The following is a 22,563-nucleotide window of genomic DNA, read 5'->3' on the forward strand; positions in this document are numbered from 1 at the left end:
GCGGTGGTCGCGCAACAAGTACAAACGACTCCGAGGCCGCAGGAAAGCCCAAGCCCAGTGGGACACGGTCGTGAAGACGCGACCGAAGTTCTTCGCCCACTGGATCTGGGTGAACACGGTCCCGATCATCTGGTGACCAGAACGACAAGAGCCGTGTAACGAGAGATTGTTACGCACGGTTCTGTGGGAGCCCCGGGCTGAGATGCCCGGGGCGACCCGACCGGCGAGAGCAAGCGCGGCTACAGCAGCCAAGCGCCGGTACAGATCGGCGAAGGATGGTCTGGCTGATCACTGAGCTGCCCCACGATCCCCGCCCCGCAGGCCGCGAACCGGATCAACCGCGTGGCACCACGTCCCGCACCTGCGCCTACGACACGCCGAAGAAGTTCTCCTTCACCAACCGCCGGGCGTGCCAGGTCGAGCTGAAGGTGTGGGCCGAGCGTCGGGCGAGCCGTCCATCCAGTGCACCGCGGGCAACTCCGCCTGGAAGAGCATCTATCTCTCGCCAGGCACATGCCCCCGAGGGAGCGGCCCTGGGTGATTCGAAGTCTCCAAGCGAATACGGCCCGACTGTCAGCACCGTCGTCGATCGGCGGCCGAAAGGAGTCCTGCCATGATCAAGAGCCGTGCCGGCTTAAGCGGATGGGGAGCCGGCAAGAGAAGTGAGGGTCCGACGCCACCCAGGCGCAGGAAGTCGAAGATACGGGCCTTGCTGTTGTTCGGTCTCCTGATCATCGCCGGCATCGCTGTGCAGCCTGTCAGCAACGCGCTGTTCAGTCCATGGGCCTGGTCGCTGACCGGTCGGTCTACGCTCCCCGGGTACTGGCACGGCCAGATGCCGTTCGGGCGTGACGCCCAGCGGCGGGTGGCGATGAACCTGCGCGCGGTGGAGTGTCGCAGATGCACGAACGACGTCGAGGGCGAGGCCACGGTGTGCGCGGCGGGACGCTCCATCCACTATGAGTTCTCGGGCGAGGTGGCCGACCGCAACGCAACCCACTTCACTCTGTCTCTGTTCGCCTACCCCGACCCCCGCGCGCCAGGTACCCACCTGAACAGTCTCGACGGCACGTGGGCAGGCGGTGACGAGATCAGCCTCACCGGCAAACTGGAGGTCACGAATGCTGACGGTTCGTGGACCAGCGACAAGCAGCCCACCGAACCGACGCGTTTCCGGCTGCACCGCGGCACCGAAGCAGACTTCACCTCAGCGTGCTGAGCAGGTCCGCCGGCCTCGCGCCTCCCACCCCATGACCGTCTTCGCCGACCACGGCCAAGGCGCCTTCGGCCAACCCATTTTGAAAAGAAGTTTCAGCGTGTTGGTAGCGCAGAAGCGGTGTACCTCGGGTTCTCGGAAACGCTCGATTCCCAGAGAAGATCACCAGTCGGCGTCAGAGCGCCGGTTTCGACCGCCGGATGGGCTGATTTCTTCTCAGAACTCGTTCTCATGCAAGTCGGCCGATCGCCGGATTCTGGGAAATGTTTGTGAGAACATCTGAGGCATGGCCGAGGCCCCGGAACCCCGCGAACACCCCGAATCCGCCCCGTTGTCCGTCATCAGCCCAGAACGCGCCTGTGAGGCTGATGAGGTCGAGCGTCACCCGTGTCCGCGATGCGCTGTCGCGCCCGGTTCGCCGTGCCGGTCGCGTTCGGGCGCGGTGGCCGGCACCTACCACACCGGCCGCTTCACCAAGGTGCCCCGGCTGGCCAAGCTGCTGCGCGTGCCGACCCCCACCGACCGGAACCCGGGCCAGCCGTGGCGGCCGGGCACACCGCCGCCCGCCCCGATCCATGACGATGGGCCATCGGCCGACATCCGGATCGGCTACGCCCGCTGCTCCGCGCTCACCCAGGAACTGCAGTCCCAACTGGACGCGCTGGCCGCGCACGGCATCGGCCGCGAAAAGATCTTCTCCGAGAAGATCTCCACCCGGGTCAAGGTGCGCCCCCAGTTCGAGGCGGCGCTCGCGCTGGCCCGCCAGATCAAGGCACACGCCCCACACTGCAGGGTCATCCTGACCGTCTATGAGATGAAACGCCTGGGCCGCGACGCCGCCGAACTGACCGCGCTGGCCGACCACCTGACCGCGCACGGCCTGGTCCTGGAGATGCTCGCCGGGCCGCTCGCCGGCATCTACGACCCGGCCGGGCCGGGCCGGATGCTGTTCGCCTTCTTCGCCGCGATGGCCGAGACCGAACGCGAAGCCATCCGCGAGGCCACGCTTGAGGGCCTGGACGCCGCCGCCCGCAAGGGCAAGTACGGCGGCCGCCCCGTCGTGATCACCGATGACATGCTGCACACCGTGCTGCGCCGCAAGGCCGCCGGGGAACGCGTCGAGGACATCCGCCAGGACCTGATCATCCCCACCGGGAAACGCAAAGGCCAAAATCCGTCCCTGGCCAGCATCTACCGGGCCCTCGCCGAGCATGACAAGACACAGGCCTACCCCGAAGCCGTCGAGATGGCCCACGCCGACTTCGCCCTCCTGCACGGCGAAGACGTCCCCCGCCCCCGGCCGGCCCACATCCGACGCCCGGGCCAGGCTCTGACGGCGCAGGAGGCCGAACTTCGTCATCGCCTGCAGAGCCAACCTCACCCGAACGCGGAGCTCCGATAGCGCACGATCGGTCCCGGCGCGGTCAGCTGATCAAAGAACGCAAGAGTCGCTCGCGCTGCTGCTCGTTCAGCGCGCCAACGCGCTGTTTCTCCGCCACTCCGCAGGTGGCCATCAACGCCGCGACCCTGGCCGGCCCATAGCCGGGAACGGCCCGCAGGACCTGGACCACCCGGGTCCTGGCGACCAGATCCTGCCCGCGGCGCTCGAACACCTCCGCCACACTCACCGCGCCGCCAGCCACCGCCGCCAACAGCGCACGCCGCGCCGTACGCGCCACGGCCGCACTCGCCAACGCCTTCGCACGCTGCTCCGCCGTCATCGCCGGCAGGGCCATCAGGCACCTCTCCTGTAGAGATCGGCTGGTCAGCGACTCCCGCCACAGATCACGACGGGGCCGCCGTCGATCATCATCCCGCACAGCGTCAACAGATGTGACACCAAACCCGGTTCACCGTTCCACTCCTACTGGCGGGCCAAGCCGCCGCAGCGATCGCGGAGGGAGCCCGGCTGGTGGATACCCGCCCACAGTTCCAGCGAGCGGCCGACGGCGAGATCCCCGGCGCGATCGTCATCGAACGCAACCATCTGGAATGGCGTCTCGATCCCACCAGCCCGGCCAGAATCCCCGAAGCAACCGGCCACGACATCGCCTGGATCGTGATCTGCGACGAGGGATACTCCTCGTCCCTGGCAGCTGCCTCACTGCGCACGATCGGCCTGGCCAAGGCCACCGACGTGATCGGCGGCTTCCGGGCGTGGAAGCAGGCGGGCCTACCGCTGACCCACCCGGCCACGCCGGCCACGCCGCGCCTGCCGACCGCTGAGCGGTCAGCCGTCAACGCTGGAGACATGCACGCCGTTGCGATCAGAGGGTTCAGGGCGGTGCCGCGGATGCGGAAGGAGAACGGGGTGCGCGTCTGCGGAAACAGGATCTTCGGATATGTCCGTCCGAAGATCGGCCGCCGCAGTGCCGTCTCGGGCATGGCGGTCACCAGGTGACCGGCAACGCGGTCAGGCCGCCGGTCAGCACGTGTGGGTTGAAGATCAGCTCCTCGACCGCGCAGCCCAGCTTCAGGGCGGGGAAGCGGGCGGCGAGCTGGGAGAAGACCGCTTTCAGCTCGATCCGGGCCAGCGGCGCGCCGATGCAGTAGCGGGCGCCGTGGCCGAAGGTCAGATGCGGCGCGGCCGGCCGGTCGAGGTCGAACCGGTCCGGGTCGGCGAACACCGACGCGTCGTGGTTGGCGGCCCCGGTGTCCAGCAGCACCAGATCACCCTCCCGCACGTGTACACCGGCGACCTCCAGGTCTGCTCGGGCGTAGCGGGGGATGCCGCCGCCACCCAGGCCGGGCGCGCGCAGGATCTCCTCCACCGCGGCGTCGGTTCGGGACGGGTCGGCCACCAGCGCCGGCCACTGGCCGGGGGTGGCCAGCAGCCACAGCGCGCCCAGGCCGATCGCGGTCACCGTCGTCTCGTGTCCGGCGAACAGCAGGAGCATGCCCATCGCGGCGGCCTCGTCGTCGCTGACCCCCTCGGTGGCGGCCAGCCGGGAGATCACATCGGCGTCCGGGTCGTCACCGAGCCGGCCGTCGGCGCGTTTGCGTGCCACCAACTGCCGGCCGTAGCTGAACAGCTCGGCCAGCCCCTGCTCGGAGCGGGCCCGGTCCGTGATGTCAGCGGCGGCCTGTGTCCAGGCGCGAAACTGCGCCCGGTCCTCATACGGCACGCCGAGCAGCTCGCAGATGACCGCGATCGGCAGCGGCAGCGCCAGCGCCGCATGCAGGTCGGCCGGCGGACCGGCCGCGGCCAGCTCGTTCAGCAGCTGCGTGGCGAGCGTCTCGACCCGGCCGGCCAGGGCGCGCATCCGCTTGGGCGAGAAGTGCGGCTGCAGCAGCGAACGCATCCTGCGGTGGTCTGCCTGCTCGGTGTCGATGTCGCCCATCGGGCCGCCGAACAGGGCCGACTCCCCGGTGCGGGACGCCTTCTCGGGTTCGCGGTGGGCGCGGCCGAGCCGGTCGTCGTCCAGCAGCCGGCGCACATGTTCGTATCCGGTCACATGCCAGCCGGGATCGCCGACAGCGGTGCGGATGGCGTGAATGGGACTGCGGGCCTGCAGCTCCCGCAGCAGCGGCGAAGGCCGCATCCGGTCTGGCTGCTCGTACGGCAGCTGAACGGGGATGGACGGCATGGCCTCTCCAAAAGTAGACGAAGGTTTGTATACTTCGACGTCCATAACGCTACATGTACACTTTGCCTTCTACAAGTGGAGGGCTGATGAGCAATCCCGAAGCAGGCAACCAGGTCGTTGCCGCGCGGCCGGTGCGGCGGCTGCGCCGTGCGGAGCGGCGTGAGCAGATCCTGGACGCGGCCACCCGTGCCTTCGCCCGCGCCGGGTACGTCGCCACCGGCCTCGACGACATCGCCGCCGAGGCGGCCCTGACCAGGGCGATGCTGTATCGGCACTTCGACTCCAAGGCCGACCTGTACCGTGCCGTGCTGGATCGGGCGTGCGTGCGGCTGGCCGAGGCCACGGGAGGCGACGACTTCGACGAAGACGCCATCCCCGCGCTGTTGCGCGCCGCGGCCGCCGATCCCGACGGGTTCCGGCTGCTGTTCCGCTACGCCGCCCGCGAAAGCGACTTCCGCGAGCTGATCGACTCCATCACCGCCGCCTCCCGCGACGTCGCCCACCGCAACCTCGCCCGCCGCATCCCCGCGGGGCCGTGGCTTTACTGGGCCGCCAACCTGATCCCCGCCTTCACCCTGGAGGCCGTCATCGCCTGGCTCGACGCCGGCCAGCCCGACCCCGACCAGGCCGCCGACCGCATCGCGGCAGCCGTCCACGGCGTCATGGCCGCCGCCCAGCCCTCCTCCACCGAGGCCGCTACTTGAGCTCCGACGTGTCGGCGTCGACCAGCACCCGGCAGACGCCGGACACCCAAGGACGCCTGCCCTTGTTCTTGCCCGTTGGGATGACCAGCTTGCGGGCTGAGGACGAGATCCGGGCGCAGCCGGCTGGGCTCCGGTCGCGCCAGGCCCTGCACGGCGTCGGCGAACAAGGCGTCGAACTCGGCTACGCGCAGCGGCTGCCCAGCGGTGGGCAACCGGCCCTCCTCGGAGGCCGGCCTGCGCGAACGGGCTGAGCGTACGGTCCGGTTCCGCCGCACTTCGACACCCGTTTCAGGAACGGCTCCGACATGCGTTCGGTGTCTTTCAGCTCGCGGCGGTTCACCGGCGGTAGCCCGCAATGGGCCGGCCTGCGCCGGTGGTGATCAGCTGCGGCAGGCTCTCGGTGATGAAGAAGGTCCAGGCGCGCGAGCACGCTTCGAAGCAGGCGGATTCGGCCGCGGTGAGGCCTTCGTGCGTGAAATGCACCGTCGTGCCCTGCGCGTTGGTGGTGATGTCGAAGATGACGTCGGTGTCGGTCCACTCGTTAGGCTCGTTGATGAAGTCGGAGTCCACCACGTGCCAGACCACCCGTCGGCCGGGCTCGAACTCGGTGATCTGGAACCGGGCGAACCGGAGGCCTTCCTTGGCCCGGATGGTTTCACCGGCGTATTCGCTGTCGTCGGTGAAGACGAACTCGTCGTGCAGGGCGGCAGAGTGGCCGATGAGGTTCTCGCTCCACCAGCCGCGGACGTTGGTAATGGCCTCGAAGACCTGCTCCGGCGTCCGGTCGACGGTCATGGTGGCGGTCAGGTACTCGGTGTTCGACATTGTCTTCGCCTCTCTTGGGTGGTTTCGCCTCACCGACGAAGGAGGCAGCCCGGGATCGACATCACCGAGGAAGAACCTTCGAGAAATTCGGCCGCGATGGCCTTTGTGCTGGTCAGAGCTTGGAAAGACGACCCGTCAGATAACGACGTTCGGCGTCGGTCGGAGCCAGTCTCAGCGCCTCCTCGTAGAACGTCGCGGCCTCGGCGAGGCGGCCGTCCCGGCGGAGAAGATCGGCCCTCGTCGCCGGCAGCAGGTAGTAGCCATCGAGCTCGCCGGACTCGGCGAGCTCGTCGACGAGGGCAAGTCCGGCGGGGATGCCGTCGGCCATCGCGACCGCCACGGCGCGGTTGAGCTCCACCACGGGAGATGGCGCCATCCGCGTGAGCTCCGCATAGAGGGCGGCGATCTGCGGCCAGTCGGTAGCCGCGGCGTCGGGCGCTGTCGCATGACAGGCGGCAATCGCGGCCTGCACCTGATACGGCCCGCAGCGTCGCACGGCCAACGCTTCGTCAAGCGTTGTAAGGCCTTCGGCGATCAGCGCGCGATCCCACCGGGATCGGTCCTGGTCCTCCAGCGGGATCAGTACGCCGTCGTCGATGCGGTTCGCACGGCGGGCCTCGAGCAGCAACATCAACGCCAACAGGCCCCGCGCCTCAGGCTCGGTCGGGGTCAGACGGACCAGCGTCCGGGCGAGGTGGATCCCCTCAGCGGCCAGCGCCCTGCGCCCGTCTTCCTCGTCGTAGCCCTGGTTGAAGATCAGGTACAGCACCGCGAGGACGGCTGTCAGCCGCTGCGGCAGGAGCTCCGCCGGTGGCACCCGATAGGGTATTCCGGCCTCGACGATCTTGCGCTTGGCGCGCACCAGGCGTTGCGCCATCGTCGGCTCGGCAGTCAGGAACGCCTTGGCGATCTCACCCGTACTCAGTCCCGTCAGCGTGCGCAGCGTCAGGGCAACCCGAGCAGGGAACGGCAGCGCGGGATGGCAGCACGTGAAAATCAGCCGCAACCGCTCGTCAGGAATCTCCTCAGCCAACGACTCAATCGGAGTCCGCTCCAGCACGGCGAGCTGCCGCAACTTCGCCGCCCCCGTTGCATCCCGCCGCAGCCGATCGGTCGCCCGGTGACGTGCCGTCGTCGTCAGCCACGCACCCGGACGAGCCGGAACGCCATCACGCCCCCACGTCGCCAGCGCAGCGGCGAACGCGTCCTGTGCGCAGTCCTCCGCCAGGTCCCAGTTCCCGGTCAGCCCGATCAGCGTGGCGACCACTTGGCCCCACTCTTCCCGGAAGGCCGCATCGACCGCGGCACGAACCGCCTCCGGCGCGTTCATTCCCACACGGGGCGGACCTCGACACAACCCCGGTTCGCGTAGGGGTGCCGTGCCGCGATCGCGATCGCCTCGTCCAGATCGTCGCATTCGATGATGTCGATACCGCCGATGAAGTCCTTCGTCTCCGCGAACGGGCCATCGGACACCAGCGTCTCCCCGTCACGGACGCGGACCGTCGTCGCAGCCGCCACCGGACGCAACCGCGCACCACCGAGAATGGCTCCTCGCCGATTCACCTCCGCCTCGTACGCCTGATACGCCGGGTCCGCCGCGATCTCCTCCATGGACGGTGACACCTTCTCATCGTCACAGATCAGCAACACGTACTTCACAAGGCCACTATGCCCGAACCCGCCCCGATCAGCTCGAACACCGCGCCTCTGCGGATGATCGGCCGCCGCCCTTACCGAGATCAGGGTTGGTCGTACAGACCGACGCCGGGCTGATCCGAGCACTCGCGGTGCAAGCACGTCACGGCCCGGCGGCGGCTGGAGACCGGCGACAGCTCTCGGCCCTGTGCGGTCGCTCGTCGCCGGATGCGTGCTCCCTTCGGTGTAGTGCGTACGGCGAACGGTGCAAGGTCAAGTGACGATCAACGGACGACGCGCTCCACTGCGGCCCGGCCTAGCGTTTCTCCTCGAGAAAGCCGGATGAGTACGGGAGGAATCGCCATGAGCAAGAAAGTGATGACTGCGGTCGCCGGGCTGAGCTTGACGGCGGGTTTGCTGGGATGGGCCGGCGCGCCGGCTGGTGCTCAGGCCGGCAGGGCCGGCGAAGCTGCCAGCGCTGCGATGACCGCGCCGAAGCCGCCGAAAGGTGCCAGGGCGGTGGTCCGGGTCAGCCCCAATCCCACCACCAAGCGAGGCCAGGAGGTGACGATCACCGGCCACTGCGGCGGCGGCGAAGGGCTCAAGGCCGTGCTCGCGGGGCTCGACAGCAAGCACCCGGTGCTACGGAACATCCGCATCGTCGAGGACAACCCGAAGGGATTCGTGGCGAAGGCAACCCTCGCCCCCAAGATCGGTAACGGCGTCGGTCCCGTTTTCGTCGACTGTGGCGGTGAGGCGGGCGTGACCCTCCTGGTCACCCACGTCTGATCCGAACCTCCCACCCCGGGCTGGTGAACAGATCCGAGAGCTTCCGCAGTCCTCGAGTCCGCGGTCCACGCGGTCGCGGAAGCCGCGCATGCCGACGGCGTCGCCCAGGTGACCACCTGGGCGACGCGGTTCGGTACGCCCCGGCCCGGCCCTACACCCGTCACCCCTCGAGAAAGGGCCTCCGCATGGCCGAGCCCTCCCCACGACGCGAACCCGCGCCGGTCCGGCACCTCGTCCGGATCACCGATATCACGCTCGCTGTCCTCACGCTGGTCTTCTTCGTCGCCGTAGCCCTCGCCACCGGGGTGCGTGGCCCCTGGCAGGGCACGATCCAGCTCGGGTTGCTTCTCGGAGCGCTCCTGCTGGTCAGACGCCGCTGGCCGATGACCGTGCTGCTGCTGTCGGTCGGCGGGATCTTCGTCTATCACCTCACCGGACATTGGTCTCCCGCCGGTTGGATCTGGCCGGCCGCGGTCGCCTACTTCACCGCCGCCACCACACCACGCGTGCGCTGGGTGCCCGCCATCGGTCTGGCCCAACTGGTCTACTCCGCGGTCGACGCCCGCTGGATCCTGGACACGAACCCGACCCGCTACCTGGTCCACGTCGCGGGGGAAGGACTGCTCCTGGCGATTCTCATCGCAGCGGGGCTCACCTACGCCGCCGCGATGCGCTGGCGCAAGCAGCTGCGCGAAACCGACCACCGTGCGCACGCCGCCGAGGAACGGCTGCGCGTCTCGCACGAGGTTCACGACGTCATCGCCCACACTCTGGCCGTCGTCGGCGTGCAGCTCAATGTCGCCGCCGACGCTCTGGAGGAAGACCCGCCAGCGGCCGCCGCCGCGCTGCGCCTGGCGAAGGACGTCAGGAACCGGGCGATGACCGACCTCCGTACCCTCATCACGACCTTGCGTGACAATCCCAGCGACACCGCACCCCAGGCGGATCTGGCCTCCTTGGACACTCTCATCGCCGACGCCCGCACCGCCGGACTTGAAGTGACCCTCGACGAGCACGGCGACCGCGCGGCCGTCCCCGCCATTACCGCCATCGCCATCTACCGCGTCGTACAGGAGTCCCTCGCCAACACGCTCAAGCACGCGGGAGCGAGCAAGGTCGAGGTGACGATCGGCTACCAGCCTCGCTCGATCACCGTCGAGATCACAGACAACGGCCGCGGCGTCCCGGGCGGCGGCGAAGTCACTGAAGGCCATGGCCTGGCCGGCATGCGCGAGCGGGTGAGCGCACTCGGGGGCGCGCTCACCGCAGGACCCGTCCCCGACGGCGGCTTCGCCGTGCGGGCCGACATCCCTGTGGCAGGCTCGACGGCATGACGATCAAGGTGCTCCTCGCCGACGACCAGGCACTCGTACGGGCCGGCTTCCGCAGCCTGCTGGCCCGTTCCCGGGACATCACGGTCGTCGGCGAAGCCGAGGACGGCGACGAAGCGGTACGGCTGGCAGCGAGCACCCGCCCCGACGTGATCCTCATGGACATCCGTATGCCGGGCACCGATGGGATCACCGCCACGCGTCGCATCGTCACCAGCCCGACCGCTCTGGGCTGTCGCGTCATCATCCTTACCACGTTCGACACCGACCAACACGTCTTCGCCGCCCTGCGCGCCGGAGCCAGCGGCTTCCTCACCAAAGAGGTCGAACCCGCCGAACTGCGCCGGGCGGTCGCCGCCGTCGCCGGTGGAGACGCGCTCCTGTCCCCGGGGGTGACCCGCCGCGTCATCGAGCAGTTCGCCCACCGGCAGGACACCACGCCCAGCGCGGGGCAGCGGCTGGCCACCCTCACCGCCCGGGAACTGGAGACGGTCAAGCTCGTGGCGCTCGGCCTGTCCAACAGCGAGATCGCCGAGCGCCTCGTCATCAGTCCGCTCACTGCCAAGACCCACATCACCAGGGCCATCGCCAAACTGGATGTGCGGGACAGGGTCCAGCTCGTCATTTTGGCCTACGAGAGCGGTTTGATACGGCCCGGCGCGTGAGATCGAAGGTCCGCGAACCTCTGGGCGGCTCCTACTCGACCACCAACACGGCGAGGCCGCTGCGAATGCCGGTGAGCGGGCTGCCGATCTGCTGATCGGTGGAGAGATCCCACAACCGTAACAAGCCGTCGCTGGAACCATCGCAGGCTCCACCCCTTCGCGTCACCGAACGGAGCTGACCCCACGGACGTCTCACGCTCTGACATGGCGGACACAGTACAGGCGTGCTTGATCACGGTTTGGTGTCGCGCGACCGGCCGATCTTGACGTGGGAGCACCCATAAGACGTTATTAGAACATCTGTTCCCACATGCCAGGAGGTCCCCGTGCGCCATCCGCTGGTTCGCCGATTAGCCGCTCACTGCGGTGCCGCCGGGCTGATCACCAGCCTGGTCACTGGCGTGGCCCCCGCCACTTCGGCGGCCGAGACCACGACCGACCTCGGGGTGACCTTCGACTCCTACACCGCCGACCTGGCCGTTGGCGGCGACCGGGTGTTCGTCTCCGCCGACGACCGGATCATCGTGGCCGACACCGGCGGCAACCTCACCGGCGGCGTCGTCACCGGCCTGTCCGGCGTCCGTGAGCTGGTCATGAACGCGGACGACACCCGCCTGTACGCAGCACTCACCGGCTCGAACGAGGTGGCCGAGATCGACACCGCGAGCCTCGCCATCGTCCGGCGAATCGACCTGTCGGCCCACCCGTGCCCGTCCACCCTGGCCTTGCTGGGCGAGCGGTTGTGGGTGGGCCACGGATGCGAGACGGGCCATGGCGGCGTCGTCGATCTGGATCTGAGCGCGGCCACACCGGCGCCGGCGACGGTCGGGGGCGAACATCTGCGCGCGCCCGAACTCGCGGCCGCCGGCGACACGCTCGTGGTCGGCCGGACCAGTCTGCACCACGCCGACATGCTGGTCTACGATGTCGGCGACGGCACCACGGAGCTACGCGGCACCATCGACGGCGAGGAGTGGCGCATGGACTATCTGCGCGACCTCACCCTCGCCTCCGACGGCGCCGCCCTGTTCTCCGCGGCCGACACTCCCGGTCACTTCACCGCGTACGACACCAGAACCCTGGCAGCGACCGGCACCTACGGCGACGGCTGGGACGGCTATCCGTCGGCCGTGGCGCTCGGCTCGGGCGGCACCTACCTCGCCGCGGGACGCCAATGGGGCAGCACCGACCTCACGCTCTACGATGCCGCGACCGGCTCGGCGATGTTCGCGGCCGACCAGCCGGACGCCGAACTTCTCCCGGACGGCGTCGCGTTCTCCGGGACGGATGTCTTCGTACTGCTACGGAGCTCCGCGGACCGGCTGCTGCTGTGGCGGGTGACGGGCGTCGCGCTGCCGGCATCCGATCTGACGGTGGCGGCCCCGGCGCGCGCGTATGCCGGCTCGCCGGTCACCGTCGAAGGGAGGCTCACCCGCGCCGACGGTAAGGCGCTCGGGCTCAAGCCGCTGGCGGTGACCCGGCGCCTGAGCGACGACGGGACGAAAAAGTCGATCGCCGGCGTGACGACGCGGAAGAACGGCACGTTCACTTTCCAGGACACGCCGCCGGGCAGTGGCGAGGTGACCTACTGGGTGTTCTGGGGCGGCGATGACCGCTACCGCCGGAGCAGTGCCTCCGTCACCGTGCTGGTCAGGCAGAGATCCACCCTCACCCTGGACGGGCCGCAGTCCGGCGTCGTCGGCACGGCCATGGAGCTGACCGGCGTGCTGACCGAGGGCGGCAAACCGCCCTCGCCGGGGGCCACGCTCACCGTGCAGCGCAGCGTGTACGTCGACAACGTCAGCGGCGGAAGCGTCAAGCTCCCGCCGGTGAGCGTGAACGCCGACGGCACGTACACGTTCACCGACACGCCCGCCACCGCCGGCAGATACAGCTACCTCGCGTTGTGGTCGGGGACGCCCACCGCCGGGCCGGCCAAGGCCATCCACCAGATCGTCGTCGAGTGACCTGGCGGCGTCACCCGGCCATCGGGCCGGGTGACGCCCGAAGCTTTTGCTCTTGGTGGACGGTAAACCTGTTGTCGCGGCTGTCGCACACACGCTTGGATCAGCAGGTCACCATGGCCGGCGGCGGATGAGCCGGAAGGAGGAGGCGCTTGATGAGTGAAGCGTTCTACTCGAACGCGAGGCTGTACGACCTGATGTTTCCGGGTGGCGGGCCCGCGGTCGACTTCTACCGGGCCGACGCCGATCGGCAAGGCGGGAGCGTGTTGGAACTCGGGTGCGGCACCGGGCACAAGCTGATCCCCATCGCGTCCGGCGGGCATCCGTGCGTCGGCCTGGACTTCTCGTCGGACATGCTGGCTGAGGCTCAGCGTAAGGCGAACGAGCGCGGTGTGGCGGTGGAATGGACGCAGGGCGACATGCGGGCCTTCGATCTGGGGCGCACATTCGACTTCGTGTTCATCACCGCCAATTCCCTGCTGCATCTGCATGAGGCTGAGGATCTGGTGAGCTGCTTCCGGTCGGTCCGAAGACACCTGGCGCCTGGAGCACGGTTCGTGTTCGATGTGTTCAACCCGAGCGTGCGCCTGCTTGCCGAAGCCGATGGCGTGCGGCGCACCCGGGAGTCGTTCATGGATCCTGACCGTGGCAACGTCAGCGTCGATGTCGCCGAGATCTACGATGCGGCCGCGCAAGTCACACGCGGGACGTGGTACCTCTCAACCGACTCCGAGCCCGACTTCGTCGTCGCGCCGCTCGACATCAGGAGCATTTTCCCGCAGGAACTGCCGCTGCTCGTCTCTCTCGGCGGCCTTCGTCTCGTCGAGCGCTCCGGCGACTGGTCCGGCCGGCCATTCGCCGTGGACACGCCGCTTCAACTCTGCATCTGCGAGTCCGCGTGATCGAGGGCGAGAGCGCAGTCTCGGTCGATCGATACCCGGATCGCGATGTTCGCGTGCCTTCGCATCAGAGACTCGGCCGGCGCAAGGGCCTGCACCGTACACATCGACTCAGGCAGGGAGAGGCGCCGAACACATGAAGGACACCGAGATCCCGCGGGCGGTGGCCGCGGCCGTCGACACGGCCGCCGAGTACGGTCTGGGCGCCGACGACGCCACTGTGCTGCACAACTCGAACCGGATCGCCGTCCGGCTGCGGCCCAGCGGCGTGCTCGCCCGGGTCGCGCCCCTCACGCACCGCCTGGACTACGAGGTCGAGATCGCCCGGCGCCTCGCCGGGACCGGCAGCCCGGTGGCGGGTCCCGATCCGAGGGCCGAGCCCCGCGTCCATGTCCGCGACGGCTTCGCCGTCACCTTGTGGACCTACTACGAGCCCACCGCCGCACCCGAGAACCACCCGTCCGCCGCCTACGCCGACGCCCTGGCCCGGCTGCACGCCGGCCTGCGCCGCATCGACCTCACCGCACCGCACTTCACCGACCGCGTCGCCGACGCCCTCCGGGTGGTCGAGGACCCCGCCGTCAGCCCGGACCTCGGCGCCGCCGAACGCGCCCTGCTGACCGACACCCTCCACGGAATCAGCCGCGCGATTCTGGACCGCGGCACGCGGCAACAGCTCCTGCACGGCGAACCGCACCCCGGCAACCTGCTCGCCACCGCGGACGGACCGCTCTTCATCGACCTGGAGACCGCCTGCCACGGACCCGTCGAGTTCGATCTCGCGCATGCTCCGGAGGACGTCGCCGCGCATTACCCGGGCGCCGACTCCGAACTGCTCGCCGACTGCCGGATCCTCAGCCTCGCCCTCGTGGTCTCCTGGCGGTGGGACCGCGACGACCAACTCCCCGACGGGCGCGAAAGGGGCCGGGAGTGGCTCGCCCAACTGCGGGCCGCTCTCGACCGCCGGGAGCACGCCGCAGGTGGCGACCGCTGACCGGCGCCCTCACCGCCGCCAGCCGGAGAACACATGCCGCCCGACAGTCGTACGACCTCGCCCACGCGTCCGATGCGCGCGGACGCACGCCGCAACTACGACCGCATCCTGGCCGTGGCCGCCGAGGCCATCGCCGAGCACGGAGCCGAGGCGTCCCTGGAGGAGATCGCCCGGCGCGCCGACGTCGGCTCGGCCACGCTGCACCGCCACTTCCCCTCCCGGCAGCGACTGCTGGAGGCCGTCTTCCGGGACAAGGTCGAGGCCCTGTGCGCCACTGCCGCCGACCTGGCCGCCGGCCCCGACCCCGGACAGGCGTTGGCGACCTGGCTGGGAGCCGTCGCCAGGCACGCCGTGTCCAACCGGGGCCTGGCCGCCTCGCTGATGCGGGGAGCCCACGACGGCGATCCGACCCTGGGTGCCACCTGCCACACGGTGATCACCAATGCCGGAGCGGACTTGCTGGCCCGCGCATGCCGGGCGAACGCCGCACGGCCCGATGTCTCGATCGCGGACCTGCTCAAACTTGTCAACGCCATCTGCCTGGCCGTTGAGCGGGAACCCGACGGCGCGGCCCAGGCCGACCGACTGCTCACCCTTGCGCTCACCGGAGTGCACCCTGCAGGAGAAACGGCGGGCCGAAAGATGTGACACAGAAGGTGGATCATCTGCGACACAGGCGGTCGCCGGATCCTGTCCCCAGCTCGGCCTCCGCCGCACCGCGGAGTTCAAGCGTGGGCTGCAGATCCCGCAGCCGGACAACCCGCACATCACCATCGAGTTCACGCTCTCCGCCGAATCGATCGTCGTCCGGCCGCAGTGAGGCCGCCGAAGCCTCTCGGTCCCAGGCGCTCCCTTTCTGATCACGCTCTCGAACCCGCGATAGGTTGCCCCCATGACCGAGCTCGGACCCGTCGCCTGGCCGCCTGTCCCGATCAGTACCGAGCGTCTCGTGCTCCGTGACTCCGAGGCCCGGGACCGTACGGAATTCATCGAACTGCTGGCGTCGCCAGAGGTGCATACCTACCTCGGCGGCCCCCGGCCGCGTGACGAGCTTGAGCGCGAGATGCCCGGGGTGCCCGAGCGGCCGCCCGGGAGTTTCGTCGTCGAGCTCGAAGGGGCGATGATCGGCCTGGTCCAGCTCAGGAGGGCAACGGAGCACCGCCACCCGGCTGCCGTTGGGAGAGTCGATCTTGGTTACCTGTTCCTGCCGCGAGCGTGGGGATTCGGGTACGCCGCCGAGGCGTGCGCCGCGGCACTCGGCTGGTTGGACGAGGTCCTTCCCGGCGAGTCGGTGGTGCTCACCACCCAGACCGCCAACGTCGGCTCGATACGCCTCGCGGCTAAACTGGGGTTCACCGAGGTGGAGCGGTTCCAGGACTGGGGTGTCGAGCAATGGCTCGGCCTGCGGTCCCCGGTTGTGCCCTCCGCTTGAGTTCGGCCGGGTCGGGCTCCGGGAAAGACCGTGTCGCCACAGGTCGGTGAGTCCGTGTGCGCTTCGCGGCTCGGGAGCTCAGGCTCCCTCCCGGTGCCCGCCCGTCGTTGACGCGTCAGTCCGCGCGTGGTGAAACGAGCGATCCCCGCGCCGGCCGATCGGTTGCCAGCCGGCGGGTGTGCCGAACCAGGCTGGGTGAACGACCTGCGCCGCACCTTTCACGACCGCCGGCCCTGAGCCATCGTGACGTGCTCGGCACAGGTGTGCGACAACGCACCGTCCTTGACCGTGACGACCTCACAGTTCACCGCGCTGTCCTGTCGAACCGCTAAGAGAAGAACAAGAACAGAAGGCGAACCAAGGGAGCCGACACCACCATGCGCAGCCAACCCGAACCGGCAGGCGCCAGACCCGACCCGGGTCTGGACGTCATCATGAGCGAACGACGGCAACTCATGAACCTCGCCTACCGGCTCCTCGGCTCCCTGTCCGACGCCGAAGACGTCGTGCAAGAGACCTACGCCCGCTGGTACACCATGTCCCGGCAGCAACAGGACGCCATCGACTCCCCCGGTGCCTGGCTGACCAAGGTCGCCGGCCGCATCTGCCTCAACCTCCTCACCTCGGCACGGGCCCGCCGCGAGACCTATGTGGGCGAATGGATTCCCGAGCCGCTCCCCGATCCCACCGAATGGTCCGGCGGGCAGTCGGACGGCATCGCCGTCGACCCGGCCGACCGCGTCACCCTCGACGAGTCGGTCAACATGGCCTTCCTGGTCGTGCTCGAGTCCATGACGCCGGCCGAGCGCGTCGCGTTCGTCCTGCACGACGTCTTCCGCTATCCCTTCGCCGAAGTGGCCGAAATCGTCGGCCGCAGCCCCGCGGCCTGCCGCCAGCTGGCCTCCTCGGCCCGCCGCCGCATCCGCACCGCGCACACACCCGCGACACCGCCGTCCCGGCAGGCCCGGGTCGTCAGAACCTTCAAACTGGCGTGGGAGGCGCGCGACATCGACGCCCTCATCGCCCTCCTCGACCCCGGCGTCACCGCGACCGGCGACGGCGGCGGCCTGGTCAGCACCGCGCTGCACCCGATCAGGGGCGCCGATCACGTCGTGCGCTCCCTGACCCTCCTCGAGGACAGGTTCCGCACCATGACCTTCCTGGAACGTACGGTCAACGGCCAGCCCGGGCTGATCGCCCTGCAGGACGGCCGGGTCGTGTCGGTGCTGGCGTTCGAGGTGGTGGGCGACCGGATCAAGCACATCTGGGCGATACGCAATCCCGACAAGCTCCGCCAATGGGCAGCGCAGCCTTAGGAGAAGCTTGAGATCACTGCCGCGGGCCGTCCAACAGGTGGTCACGGACCGCGGTGAGAACCCGGTCCGACAGGTCGTCGCCGGCGCAGGCCCGCGACAACATCATCGCGCCGACGATGGTCGACAGCTCGACCATCACGTCTTCCTCGTCCGCCCCGTCGAGCCGCCGCAACGCGTCGATGAGGTCGCTCAGGCCACCGGCGAACGACCGGCGCAGCGGGTCGTCCGGCTCCGCCTGTTCCACGGGATCTCGCGGGCGTCGTTCTTCATCGGCGGGCGACCGGCGGATGACACCGTACGGGTCGTGATCGAGCACATCGCCCGCCACGCCGAGGACCCCGGCCTGCGCGGGCCGCGCGCCCGAGTGACGCGCGCATCGGCGAGTTGGCCACCAGCGCTCTGACGCGCCGGTCATGTGCTGCCACCGGGGAGCCAGGTAGCCGCCACAGCTCACTCCGTACGATCCGCTCGGCGTCCACGTCCGGCCGGCCGACGACGTGGTCCACGACCGCGCCGAGCGGCACCTCTTAGTCGGGGCGGAACGTGAGGTGGGGGTGGCTGAGCTGGAGCCCGCGCTGCCCGGAGCCGTGGAACACGACGACTGTGCGCCCGGGCTGGGCGGGCGGAGACGAACTCGCCGAGTTGGACTCGAGGATCGCGGGCGCGCAACGGCTGTTCGAGCACTTAGCCGAACACCGCTGGATGTACCAGCCGCTGCTCGGCTACCCGCGCGACCGCCGGTTCGTGATCAGGGCACGTGAGTCGCTGAGCGGGGGGATCCCGGAGCGGATCGACACCGCCGAGCCGGACCCTGGCCAGGTCCGCATGCCCATACCGCTCATACCGGTGTTCGCCACAGAACTTTTTCCGAGCGTGATCGCGTGGTGGCTGGATCGGAGCCTGCCTTGCTCGCCGCGCCAGACGGCGGAGTGGTTCATCCGCTTCCTCTTCTACGGGTACGTCGGCGCGCTCGGCCGCGATCACCGACTGCCCGACGACACGCCCACCTGACAGGGGCTCGGCCCGCTAGAACGTTCCCCACCGATAGCGGTATGACGTGTGATACTCACGCGTGCTCGCGGAGTGGGCCTGCCCAGGTGGTCAGTGCGGCACGGAGAGCGTCCGCGTCGTCGATTTTCTCTGTCGCCCAGCAGAAGTAGCCGTCGGGGCGGATGAGAGCGGTGGTACGGCGGTCGTCGGTCCAGTGTGCTTGGACCACGTGGCCGGGAAGGGGCACGTCGGTGTTCCGGCCGGCGGGGGTGATCAGCACGAAGTTGCCGCCGCGTTGCAGCTCGTTCAGGCGTCCCTCTGCCAACTGGACGTCCGGGGCGCGTTTCCCGGCCAGCTTGTGTGTGCCGCGTGGGGCCTGGTAGGAGATGCCGATGCCGGAGATCATGGAGGCCGCCTTGTCGGCCAGCGGGCGCACGTTGCTGAGGATGGTTCCCGCTGTGGCGCGCAGCAGCCGGGCGGTGGTCCCGTGGAGCAGCGCGGCGCGGACGAGGGTCCCGCTCATCCGCAGGACGATCTTGCCGACGGCGTGCCGTTCGGTTTGGTAGGTGTCCAGGAGGTGGTCGTCGGCTCCGTCGCGGTGTACGGCCACGAGTTTCCAGCTGAGGTTGGCGGCGTCCTGCAGGCCGGTGTTCATGCCCATGGCTCCTGCGGGCGAGTGCACATGCGCGGCGTCACCGGCCAGGAAGACCCGGCCGACGCGGTAGGCGGGGGCCTGCCTTTCGTCGCTGTGGAAGCGGGACTTCCAGCGGATGTCGGTGATGCCGTAGTCGGTGCCGAAGTTGAGCCGCAGCAGTTCCTTGATCTCCTCGGCATGGAGTGGTGCCTTGTCGTCCAGCTGATGGTGCCGGTTCCAGCCGGTCAATCGGTACGTGTCCTCGCCCATCTCGGTGAGCAGCGCGAATCCGTCCGGCACGGCGTTGACCGTGAAAGGCCGATTCGGTTTCCTGCCGAGCTTGAGGTCGGCAAGGATCAACGACTTGAGAATGGACTTGCCGGGGAAGGGCAGTCCGAGCGCTGAGCGGATGGTGCTGTGCACTCCGTCGGTCCCGACCAGGTAGGAAGCGCGGAAGGTGGTCGACGGACCGCCCGGATCCGCGTCCTTGCCGGCGACCGCGCGGGCCGTGACGCCGTTCGCGTCCTGCTCGACGGCGACGACCTTGGTGTCGTGGACGAAGGTGACCCCGGCTTCGCGGGCCCGCCGTTCCAGTACGCGCTCCACTTCGTATTGCGGCAGGAACAGGACGAACGGGTAGCGGCTGGGCAGCCGAGCGGGGTTGAGTTCACCCCGTTCGAACAGCGCCAGCCGGTCGATGGGGTGTCCCAGCTTGATCACCTCGTCCGCGATCCCGCGGGCGTCGAACTGTTCCAGGACACGGGCGTGCACGACCAGGGCGCGGGACAGGTTGCTGATCTTGTGAGGGCGAGCCTCGACAACGGTCACCGACAGGCCTGCTTCGGCGAGGTCCCCGGCGAGCAGCAGCCCCGTGGGGCCCGCGCCCACGACCAGTGCGTCCGTTGGGTGCGCGCCTTCGGAGTTTGGGATGTCAACCATGACGGCCTCCTCGAATGGAAAGCCAGCTCGTTGGTCGACTCCTGCAGGAATACACACAACTCAACGTAGGCTGGCCATCAATGATGTGCTCAACGCATTCACACTGGCAGGTGCCCCGGCTCCGGCGTTCCTCAATGGAAAGCCGGTTTTCGCCCCGCTCTTCCAGGGCGCTTTCATCAAAGTCGAACGGCCGGCCGAGAGGTGACCTGCATTGGACTCTCCTCAGAACCGACCTCTAACGTAGTTCGGTTGCTACCGGAGTCACACGGTCATTCCCGGACACATTTCGCGCAAAATAGGTCATGCGCCCGTCGTGCGCCATGTCAGCTTCCTTGCCTCAGTAGTGATCGCGCATCGGTTCGGTCGCCCACGCCGGCTGTACGGTCTCGCCCTGCGGACCGAACTCGGTCATGTCGGGCCTGATGTCCAGCACCGGGGTGCCGTCGATGGCGTCCAGCCCGCGCACGTGGATGTCGAGGCCGTCCACGGCGAGCGTTGCCACGCCCTGCTCGCGCCGCGCGACGAAGCCGAGGCGCACTTCGAGTCGGCGCTCACGATGCACTCCCGCGGTCCGGCCAACGGGGGACTCTACCCTAACGACGGGTCGTGCCCGCCCCGTCGGCGGCGCGGCTCAACCGTCATAGTGTGGGCGGCATGGCATTGCGACTCGTACAGGTGAACGTCAAGGCTCGGGACGACTCGGCGCTCGGCAGGTTCTGGGCGGAGGCACTCGGCTGGGACATCGACAGCGAAGGGCCTGGGGTGACCAACGTCCTGCCTGTGAAGTCCGTCTGGCCGGACCCGGCCGCCGTGTGCGTCGATTTCGTCGCCGTTCCCGACCCCGAGACTGTGAAATACCGCGTGCACCTCGATCTTGCCACCACCTCCGCGGACCACCAGGCCGAATGGGTCGCGCGCCTAAGGGAGCTCGGTGCGACGCCTGCCGACGTGGGCCAGGGCGACGTGCCGTGGACGGTGCTGGCCGACCCGGAGGGCAACGTGTTCTGCGTGCTGGAGCCTCGAGAGCGCTACCGGGACACCGGGCCGGTCGCCGCGGTGGTCGTCGACTGCGACGACCCGCGGGCTATGGCCCGGTTCTGGGGCGAGGCGATCGACTGGACCCTCCTCGAGGTGAGCGACGATCACGCGCGGCTGCGCTCCGCCGGCAACGTCGGGCCATATCTTGAGTTCGTCCGCCGGCCCAACGACCACGACGTGTGGACCCGCGTCCATCTCGACGTGCTGCCCTACCCCGGCGGCGACCAAGCGGCCGAGGTGACCCGGCTGCGGGGCCTCGGTGCGACGCCTGCCGACGTGGGCCAGGGCGATGTCTCGTGGAAGGTGCTGGCCGACCCGGAGGGCAACGAGTTCTGCGTTCTTGGCGCCCCCGCCTGACACACGGAGCGGGAGGCCGTGTCCGCGGTCAGTCTGACCGGGTTGCGGCCGGCTCACGACGAGCCGGGTCGGGCGGCCGATGCGACGTACGGCGGGACAGCAAGCAGCCGGTCAGCGCGGCGGCGAGCCCCGCCAGCCCGGCCGCCGCGAAGCCGCCCGCCGGGGCGGAGACGTCGATCGCCAGCCCGACGATCGGTGACCCGAGCGCGAAACCCGCGCTCTGCGCCGACGACTGCAACCCTGTCGCCTCACCCTGCACGCCGGCCGGCGCCAGCCGGCTCACCGCGTCGGCCATCGTGGACAGGGTCGGCGCGGTGAGGAAGCCGGCGACGGTCACGGCCACGCACAACCAGCGCCAGTCATGGGCGAGCCCGGCGGGAATCGTCACGAGCCCGAGCAGGCCGAGCAGCACCCAGGTGGGCAGCGGCCGGGGCAGCGCCCCGTACGTCAGCCCGCCGGCGACGGAGGCCACGCCGAGCACGGCGATGACCACGGCGGCCCAGGACACCTGGCCCTCTTCTTCGAGCGTGGCGACGATGGCGAGGTCGATGCCGCTGAGCAGCGTCGTGGTGCCGAACCCCATCGCCAGTACGGCGATCATGCCGGCGCCCAGCCACTCCCGGCGCGGGGGCCGTCCGGCCGGGCCGCCGGCGTCCGGCTCGCTCCCGGCCCGCATCGGCGGGTTGAGCAGGGCGATCCCGGTTCCGCCCGCCACGATCGCGGCGCCGATCCCCCACGCCACCACGCCCGGGGACATGTTCGCGGCGCAAAGGATCACCACCGCCGGGCCCACGACGTACGACAGTTCGCCCTGCACCGACTCCAGCGCGAACGCGGCCCTGCGCTGCCCCGCCGGCGTCATCGCGGCGATCGCCTGCCTGGTCACCGGCAGGACCGGCACCATCGCCAGCCCCGCCGCGAAGGCGGCGCCCAGCAGGGGCCCGTACGGCAGGATCGGCACGCTCAGCCAGAACACGGCCTGCAGGACGACGGTCACCGGCAGCACGGCGCGCAGGCCACGACGGTCGATCATGCGCCCGAGCAGCGGCCCGCCCAGCGCCAGCCCGGCGGTCAGGGCCGCCGCGACACCCCCGGCTGCGGCGTAGCTCATGTCCAGGCCCAGCACGACGTACATCGTCAACGCCATCACGGCAGCCGTGATCGCGGTGCGGCCGAGCATCGAGACGCCCAGCAGCGACGCCATCCCCGGGACGGCGAGCACCTGTCGGTATCCGGTCACCCGCG

24 protein-coding genes are annotated in these 22,563 nt (G+C 69.4%); 15 read left to right on the forward strand and 9 right to left on the reverse strand.

Annotated elements, in window-relative coordinates; genetic code table 11:
- The first annotated feature begins 709 nt into the window (after positions 1 to 709).
- Together GUY59_RS20910 and GUY59_RS20915 are read left to right on the forward strand one after the other, a co-directional pair.
- Entirely contained in the window at positions 710 to 1,219 is a 510-nt protein-coding gene (locus tag GUY59_RS20910) for a hypothetical protein (protein WP_161714637.1), read from the forward strand.
- A 283-nt stretch (positions 1,220 to 1,502) separates the two neighbouring features.
- The gene (locus tag GUY59_RS20915) at positions 1,503 to 2,618 is read left to right on the forward strand and encodes a recombinase family protein (RefSeq protein WP_138201488.1); all 1,116 of its coding nucleotides are present in this window, start codon (positions 1,503 to 1,505) and stop codon (positions 2,616 to 2,618) included.
- Positions 2,619 to 2,640: 22 nt separating this feature from the next.
- Here the strand turns inward: GUY59_RS20915 and mihF are convergent, their stop codons facing one another.
- Positions 2,641 to 2,952: an integration host factor, actinobacterial type gene (gene mihF / locus GUY59_RS20920; protein ID WP_138201489.1), complete on the reverse strand. Its 312-nt coding sequence runs from the start codon at positions 2,950 to 2,952 to the stop codon at positions 2,641 to 2,643.
- 131 nt (positions 2,953 to 3,083) lie between these two features.
- On the opposite strand from mihF, the gene GUY59_RS20925 reads away from it, so the two are divergent.
- Entirely contained in the window at positions 3,084 to 3,617 is a 534-nt protein-coding gene (locus GUY59_RS20925) for a rhodanese-like domain-containing protein (protein ID WP_138201490.1), read from the forward strand.
- Here GUY59_RS20925 and GUY59_RS20930 read toward each other — a convergent pair.
- Positions 3,607 to 4,803, reverse strand: coding sequence for a cytochrome P450 (locus tag GUY59_RS20930; protein ID WP_138201491.1), 1,197 nt, complete (start codon positions 4,801 to 4,803; stop codon positions 3,607 to 3,609). The two genes, GUY59_RS20925 and GUY59_RS20930, sit on opposite strands and share 11 nt — an antisense overlap.
- 86 nt (positions 4,804 to 4,889) lie before the next feature.
- On the opposite strand from GUY59_RS20930, the gene GUY59_RS20935 reads away from it, so the two are divergent.
- Positions 4,890 to 5,507, forward strand: coding sequence for a TetR/AcrR family transcriptional regulator (locus tag GUY59_RS20935; RefSeq protein ID WP_138201492.1), 618 nt, complete (start codon positions 4,890 to 4,892; stop codon positions 5,505 to 5,507).
- A gap of 336 nt (positions 5,508 to 5,843) precedes the next feature.
- On the opposite strand, the gene GUY59_RS20940 is transcribed toward GUY59_RS20935, so the two are convergent.
- The 3 genes from GUY59_RS20940 to GUY59_RS20950 form a co-directional block, all read right to left on the reverse strand.
- Positions 5,844 to 6,332: an SRPBCC family protein gene (locus GUY59_RS20940; protein ID WP_138201493.1), complete on the reverse strand. Its 489-nt coding sequence runs from the start codon at positions 6,330 to 6,332 to the stop codon at positions 5,844 to 5,846.
- Positions 6,333 to 6,444: 112 nt separating this feature from the next.
- The gene (locus GUY59_RS20945; RefSeq protein ID WP_138201494.1) at positions 6,445 to 7,662 is read right to left on the reverse strand and encodes an RNA polymerase sigma factor; all 1,218 of its coding nucleotides are present in this window, start codon (positions 7,660 to 7,662) and stop codon (positions 6,445 to 6,447) included.
- On the reverse strand, positions 7,659 to 7,994 hold the full coding sequence (locus GUY59_RS20950) for a YciI family protein (RefSeq protein WP_132329005.1): 336 nt from the start codon (positions 7,992 to 7,994) through the stop codon (positions 7,659 to 7,661). Before GUY59_RS20950 ends, GUY59_RS20945 begins: the two co-directional genes overlap by 4 nt.
- Before the next feature lie 339 nt (positions 7,995 to 8,333).
- Between GUY59_RS20950 and GUY59_RS20955 the strand changes: the two genes are divergently transcribed.
- The 9 genes from GUY59_RS20955 to sigJ all read left to right on the forward strand — a co-directional run bounded on the left by GUY59_RS20955 (position 8,334) and on the right by sigJ (position 17,360).
- Complete coding sequence (locus GUY59_RS20955; protein ID WP_138201495.1) at positions 8,334 to 8,759, forward strand: hypothetical protein; 426 nt, start codon at positions 8,334 to 8,336, stop codon at positions 8,757 to 8,759.
- Between the two features lie 185 nt (positions 8,760 to 8,944).
- Positions 8,945 to 10,093: a sensor histidine kinase gene (locus GUY59_RS20960; protein ID WP_138201496.1), complete on the forward strand. Its 1,149-nt coding sequence runs from the start codon at positions 8,945 to 8,947 to the stop codon at positions 10,091 to 10,093.
- Positions 10,090 to 10,755 carry a response regulator transcription factor gene (locus GUY59_RS20965; RefSeq protein WP_138201497.1) on the forward strand — a complete coding sequence of 222 codons (666 nt, stop codon included), beginning with the start codon at positions 10,090 to 10,092 and terminating at the stop codon, positions 10,753 to 10,755. The genes GUY59_RS20960 and GUY59_RS20965 overlap by 4 nt, the downstream gene beginning before the upstream one ends.
- 326 nt (positions 10,756 to 11,081) lie before the next feature.
- Positions 11,082 to 12,722: a YncE family protein gene (locus GUY59_RS20970; protein WP_138201498.1), complete on the forward strand. Its 1,641-nt coding sequence runs from the start codon at positions 11,082 to 11,084 to the stop codon at positions 12,720 to 12,722.
- A 152-nt stretch (positions 12,723 to 12,874) separates the two neighbouring features.
- Entirely contained in the window at positions 12,875 to 13,621 is a 747-nt protein-coding gene (locus tag GUY59_RS20975) for a class I SAM-dependent methyltransferase (protein ID WP_138201499.1), read from the forward strand.
- Between the two features lie 133 nt (positions 13,622 to 13,754).
- Positions 13,755 to 14,612: a phosphotransferase gene (locus GUY59_RS20980; RefSeq protein WP_138201500.1), complete on the forward strand. Its 858-nt coding sequence runs from the start codon at positions 13,755 to 13,757 to the stop codon at positions 14,610 to 14,612.
- Positions 14,613 to 14,645: 33 nt separating this feature from the next.
- Positions 14,646 to 15,260 (forward strand): TetR/AcrR family transcriptional regulator, encoded by a 615-nt coding sequence (locus GUY59_RS20985; protein WP_236667353.1) that lies wholly within the window; start codon positions 14,646 to 14,648, stop codon positions 15,258 to 15,260.
- A gap of 244 nt (positions 15,261 to 15,504) precedes the next feature.
- Entirely contained in the window at positions 15,505 to 16,044 is a 540-nt protein-coding gene (locus tag GUY59_RS20990) for a GNAT family N-acetyltransferase (protein WP_138201501.1), read from the forward strand.
- Positions 16,045 to 16,421: 377 nt separating this feature from the next.
- The gene (sigJ, locus tag GUY59_RS20995) at positions 16,422 to 17,360 is read left to right on the forward strand and encodes an RNA polymerase sigma factor SigJ (RefSeq protein ID WP_138201502.1); all 939 of its coding nucleotides are present in this window, start codon (positions 16,422 to 16,424) and stop codon (positions 17,358 to 17,360) included.
- 13 nt (positions 17,361 to 17,373) lie between these two features.
- Here the strand turns inward: sigJ and GUY59_RS21000 are convergent, their stop codons facing one another.
- A complete protein-coding gene (locus GUY59_RS21000) occupies positions 17,374 to 17,775 on the reverse strand; it encodes a hypothetical protein (RefSeq protein ID WP_138201503.1) in 402 nt (133 codons plus the stop codon).
- A 227-nt stretch (positions 17,776 to 18,002) separates the two neighbouring features.
- Here GUY59_RS21000 and GUY59_RS21005 point away from each other — a divergent pair, with 227 nt between their 5' ends.
- Positions 18,003 to 18,371 carry a hypothetical protein gene (locus GUY59_RS21005; RefSeq protein WP_138201504.1) on the forward strand — a complete coding sequence of 123 codons (369 nt, stop codon included), beginning with the start codon at positions 18,003 to 18,005 and terminating at the stop codon, positions 18,369 to 18,371.
- A 55-nt stretch (positions 18,372 to 18,426) separates the two neighbouring features.
- Here GUY59_RS21005 and GUY59_RS21010 read toward each other — a convergent pair whose 3' ends face one another.
- Positions 18,427 to 19,923 carry an FAD-dependent monooxygenase gene (locus GUY59_RS21010; RefSeq protein ID WP_138201505.1) on the reverse strand — a complete coding sequence of 499 codons (1,497 nt, stop codon included), beginning with the start codon at positions 19,921 to 19,923 and terminating at the stop codon, positions 18,427 to 18,429.
- A 337-nt stretch (positions 19,924 to 20,260) separates the two neighbouring features.
- Positions 20,261 to 20,485, reverse strand: coding sequence for a TrmO family methyltransferase domain-containing protein (locus tag GUY59_RS21015; RefSeq protein WP_138201506.1), 225 nt, complete (start codon positions 20,483 to 20,485; stop codon positions 20,261 to 20,263).
- Positions 20,486 to 20,577: 92 nt separating this feature from the next.
- Here GUY59_RS21015 and GUY59_RS21020 point away from each other — a divergent pair, with 92 nt between their 5' ends.
- Positions 20,578 to 21,318, forward strand: a complete 741-nt coding sequence (locus GUY59_RS21020; RefSeq protein ID WP_138201507.1) for a VOC family protein — start codon at positions 20,578 to 20,580, stop codon at positions 21,316 to 21,318.
- A 28-nt stretch (positions 21,319 to 21,346) separates the two neighbouring features.
- Here GUY59_RS21020 and GUY59_RS21025 read toward each other — a convergent pair whose 3' ends face one another.
- Positions 21,347 to 22,558 carry an MFS transporter gene (locus GUY59_RS21025; RefSeq protein ID WP_212746202.1) on the reverse strand — a complete coding sequence of 404 codons (1,212 nt, stop codon included), beginning with the start codon at positions 22,556 to 22,558 and terminating at the stop codon, positions 21,347 to 21,349.
- Positions 22,559 to 22,563: the final 5 nt, after the last annotated feature.

This window comes from Nonomuraea sp. K271, assembly GCF_009908215.1.
Lineage (GTDB): Bacteria > Actinomycetota > Actinomycetes > Streptosporangiales > Streptosporangiaceae > Nonomuraea > Nonomuraea longispora.

What these genes read in the sequence shown, in the direction of transcription:
- GUY59_RS20915 (WP_138201488.1), top strand. Translation starts at nt 1,503, where the DNA reads ATGGCCGAGGCCCCGGAACCCCGCGAACACCCCGAATCCGCCCCGTTG.
- mihF (WP_138201489.1), bottom strand. Translation starts at nt 2,952, where the DNA reads ATGGCCCTGCCGGCGATGACGGCGGAGCAGCGTGCGAAGGCGTTGGCG.
- GUY59_RS20930 (WP_138201491.1), bottom strand. Translation starts at nt 4,803, where the DNA reads ATGCCGTCCATCCCCGTTCAGCTGCCGTACGAGCAGCCAGACCGGATG.
- GUY59_RS20935 (WP_138201492.1), top strand. Translation starts at nt 4,890, where the DNA reads ATGAGCAATCCCGAAGCAGGCAACCAGGTCGTTGCCGCGCGGCCGGTG.
- GUY59_RS20940 (WP_138201493.1), bottom strand. Translation starts at nt 6,332, where the DNA reads ATGTCGAACACCGAGTACCTGACCGCCACCATGACCGTCGACCGGACG.
- GUY59_RS20945 (WP_138201494.1), bottom strand. Translation starts at nt 7,662, where the DNA reads ATGAACGCGCCGGAGGCGGTTCGTGCCGCGGTCGATGCGGCCTTCCGG.
- GUY59_RS20955 (WP_138201495.1), top strand. Translation starts at nt 8,334, where the DNA reads ATGAGCAAGAAAGTGATGACTGCGGTCGCCGGGCTGAGCTTGACGGCG.
- GUY59_RS20960 (WP_138201496.1), top strand. Translation starts at nt 8,945, where the DNA reads ATGGCCGAGCCCTCCCCACGACGCGAACCCGCGCCGGTCCGGCACCTC.
- GUY59_RS20965 (WP_138201497.1), top strand. Translation starts at nt 10,090, where the DNA reads ATGACGATCAAGGTGCTCCTCGCCGACGACCAGGCACTCGTACGGGCC.
- GUY59_RS20975 (WP_138201499.1), top strand. Translation starts at nt 12,875, where the DNA reads ATGAGTGAAGCGTTCTACTCGAACGCGAGGCTGTACGACCTGATGTTT.
- GUY59_RS20980 (WP_138201500.1), top strand. Translation starts at nt 13,755, where the DNA reads ATGAAGGACACCGAGATCCCGCGGGCGGTGGCCGCGGCCGTCGACACG.
- GUY59_RS20985 (WP_236667353.1), top strand. Translation starts at nt 14,646, where the DNA reads ATGCCGCCCGACAGTCGTACGACCTCGCCCACGCGTCCGATGCGCGCG.
- GUY59_RS20990 (WP_138201501.1), top strand. Translation starts at nt 15,505, where the DNA reads ATGACCGAGCTCGGACCCGTCGCCTGGCCGCCTGTCCCGATCAGTACC.
- sigJ (WP_138201502.1), top strand. Translation starts at nt 16,422, where the DNA reads ATGCGCAGCCAACCCGAACCGGCAGGCGCCAGACCCGACCCGGGTCTG.
- GUY59_RS21000 (WP_138201503.1), bottom strand. Translation starts at nt 17,775, where the DNA reads ATGACCGGCGCGTCAGAGCGCTGGTGGCCAACTCGCCGATGCGCGCGT.
- GUY59_RS21010 (WP_138201505.1), bottom strand. Translation starts at nt 19,923, where the DNA reads ATGGTTGACATCCCAAACTCCGAAGGCGCGCACCCAACGGACGCACTG.
- GUY59_RS21020 (WP_138201507.1), top strand. Translation starts at nt 20,578, where the DNA reads ATGGCATTGCGACTCGTACAGGTGAACGTCAAGGCTCGGGACGACTCG.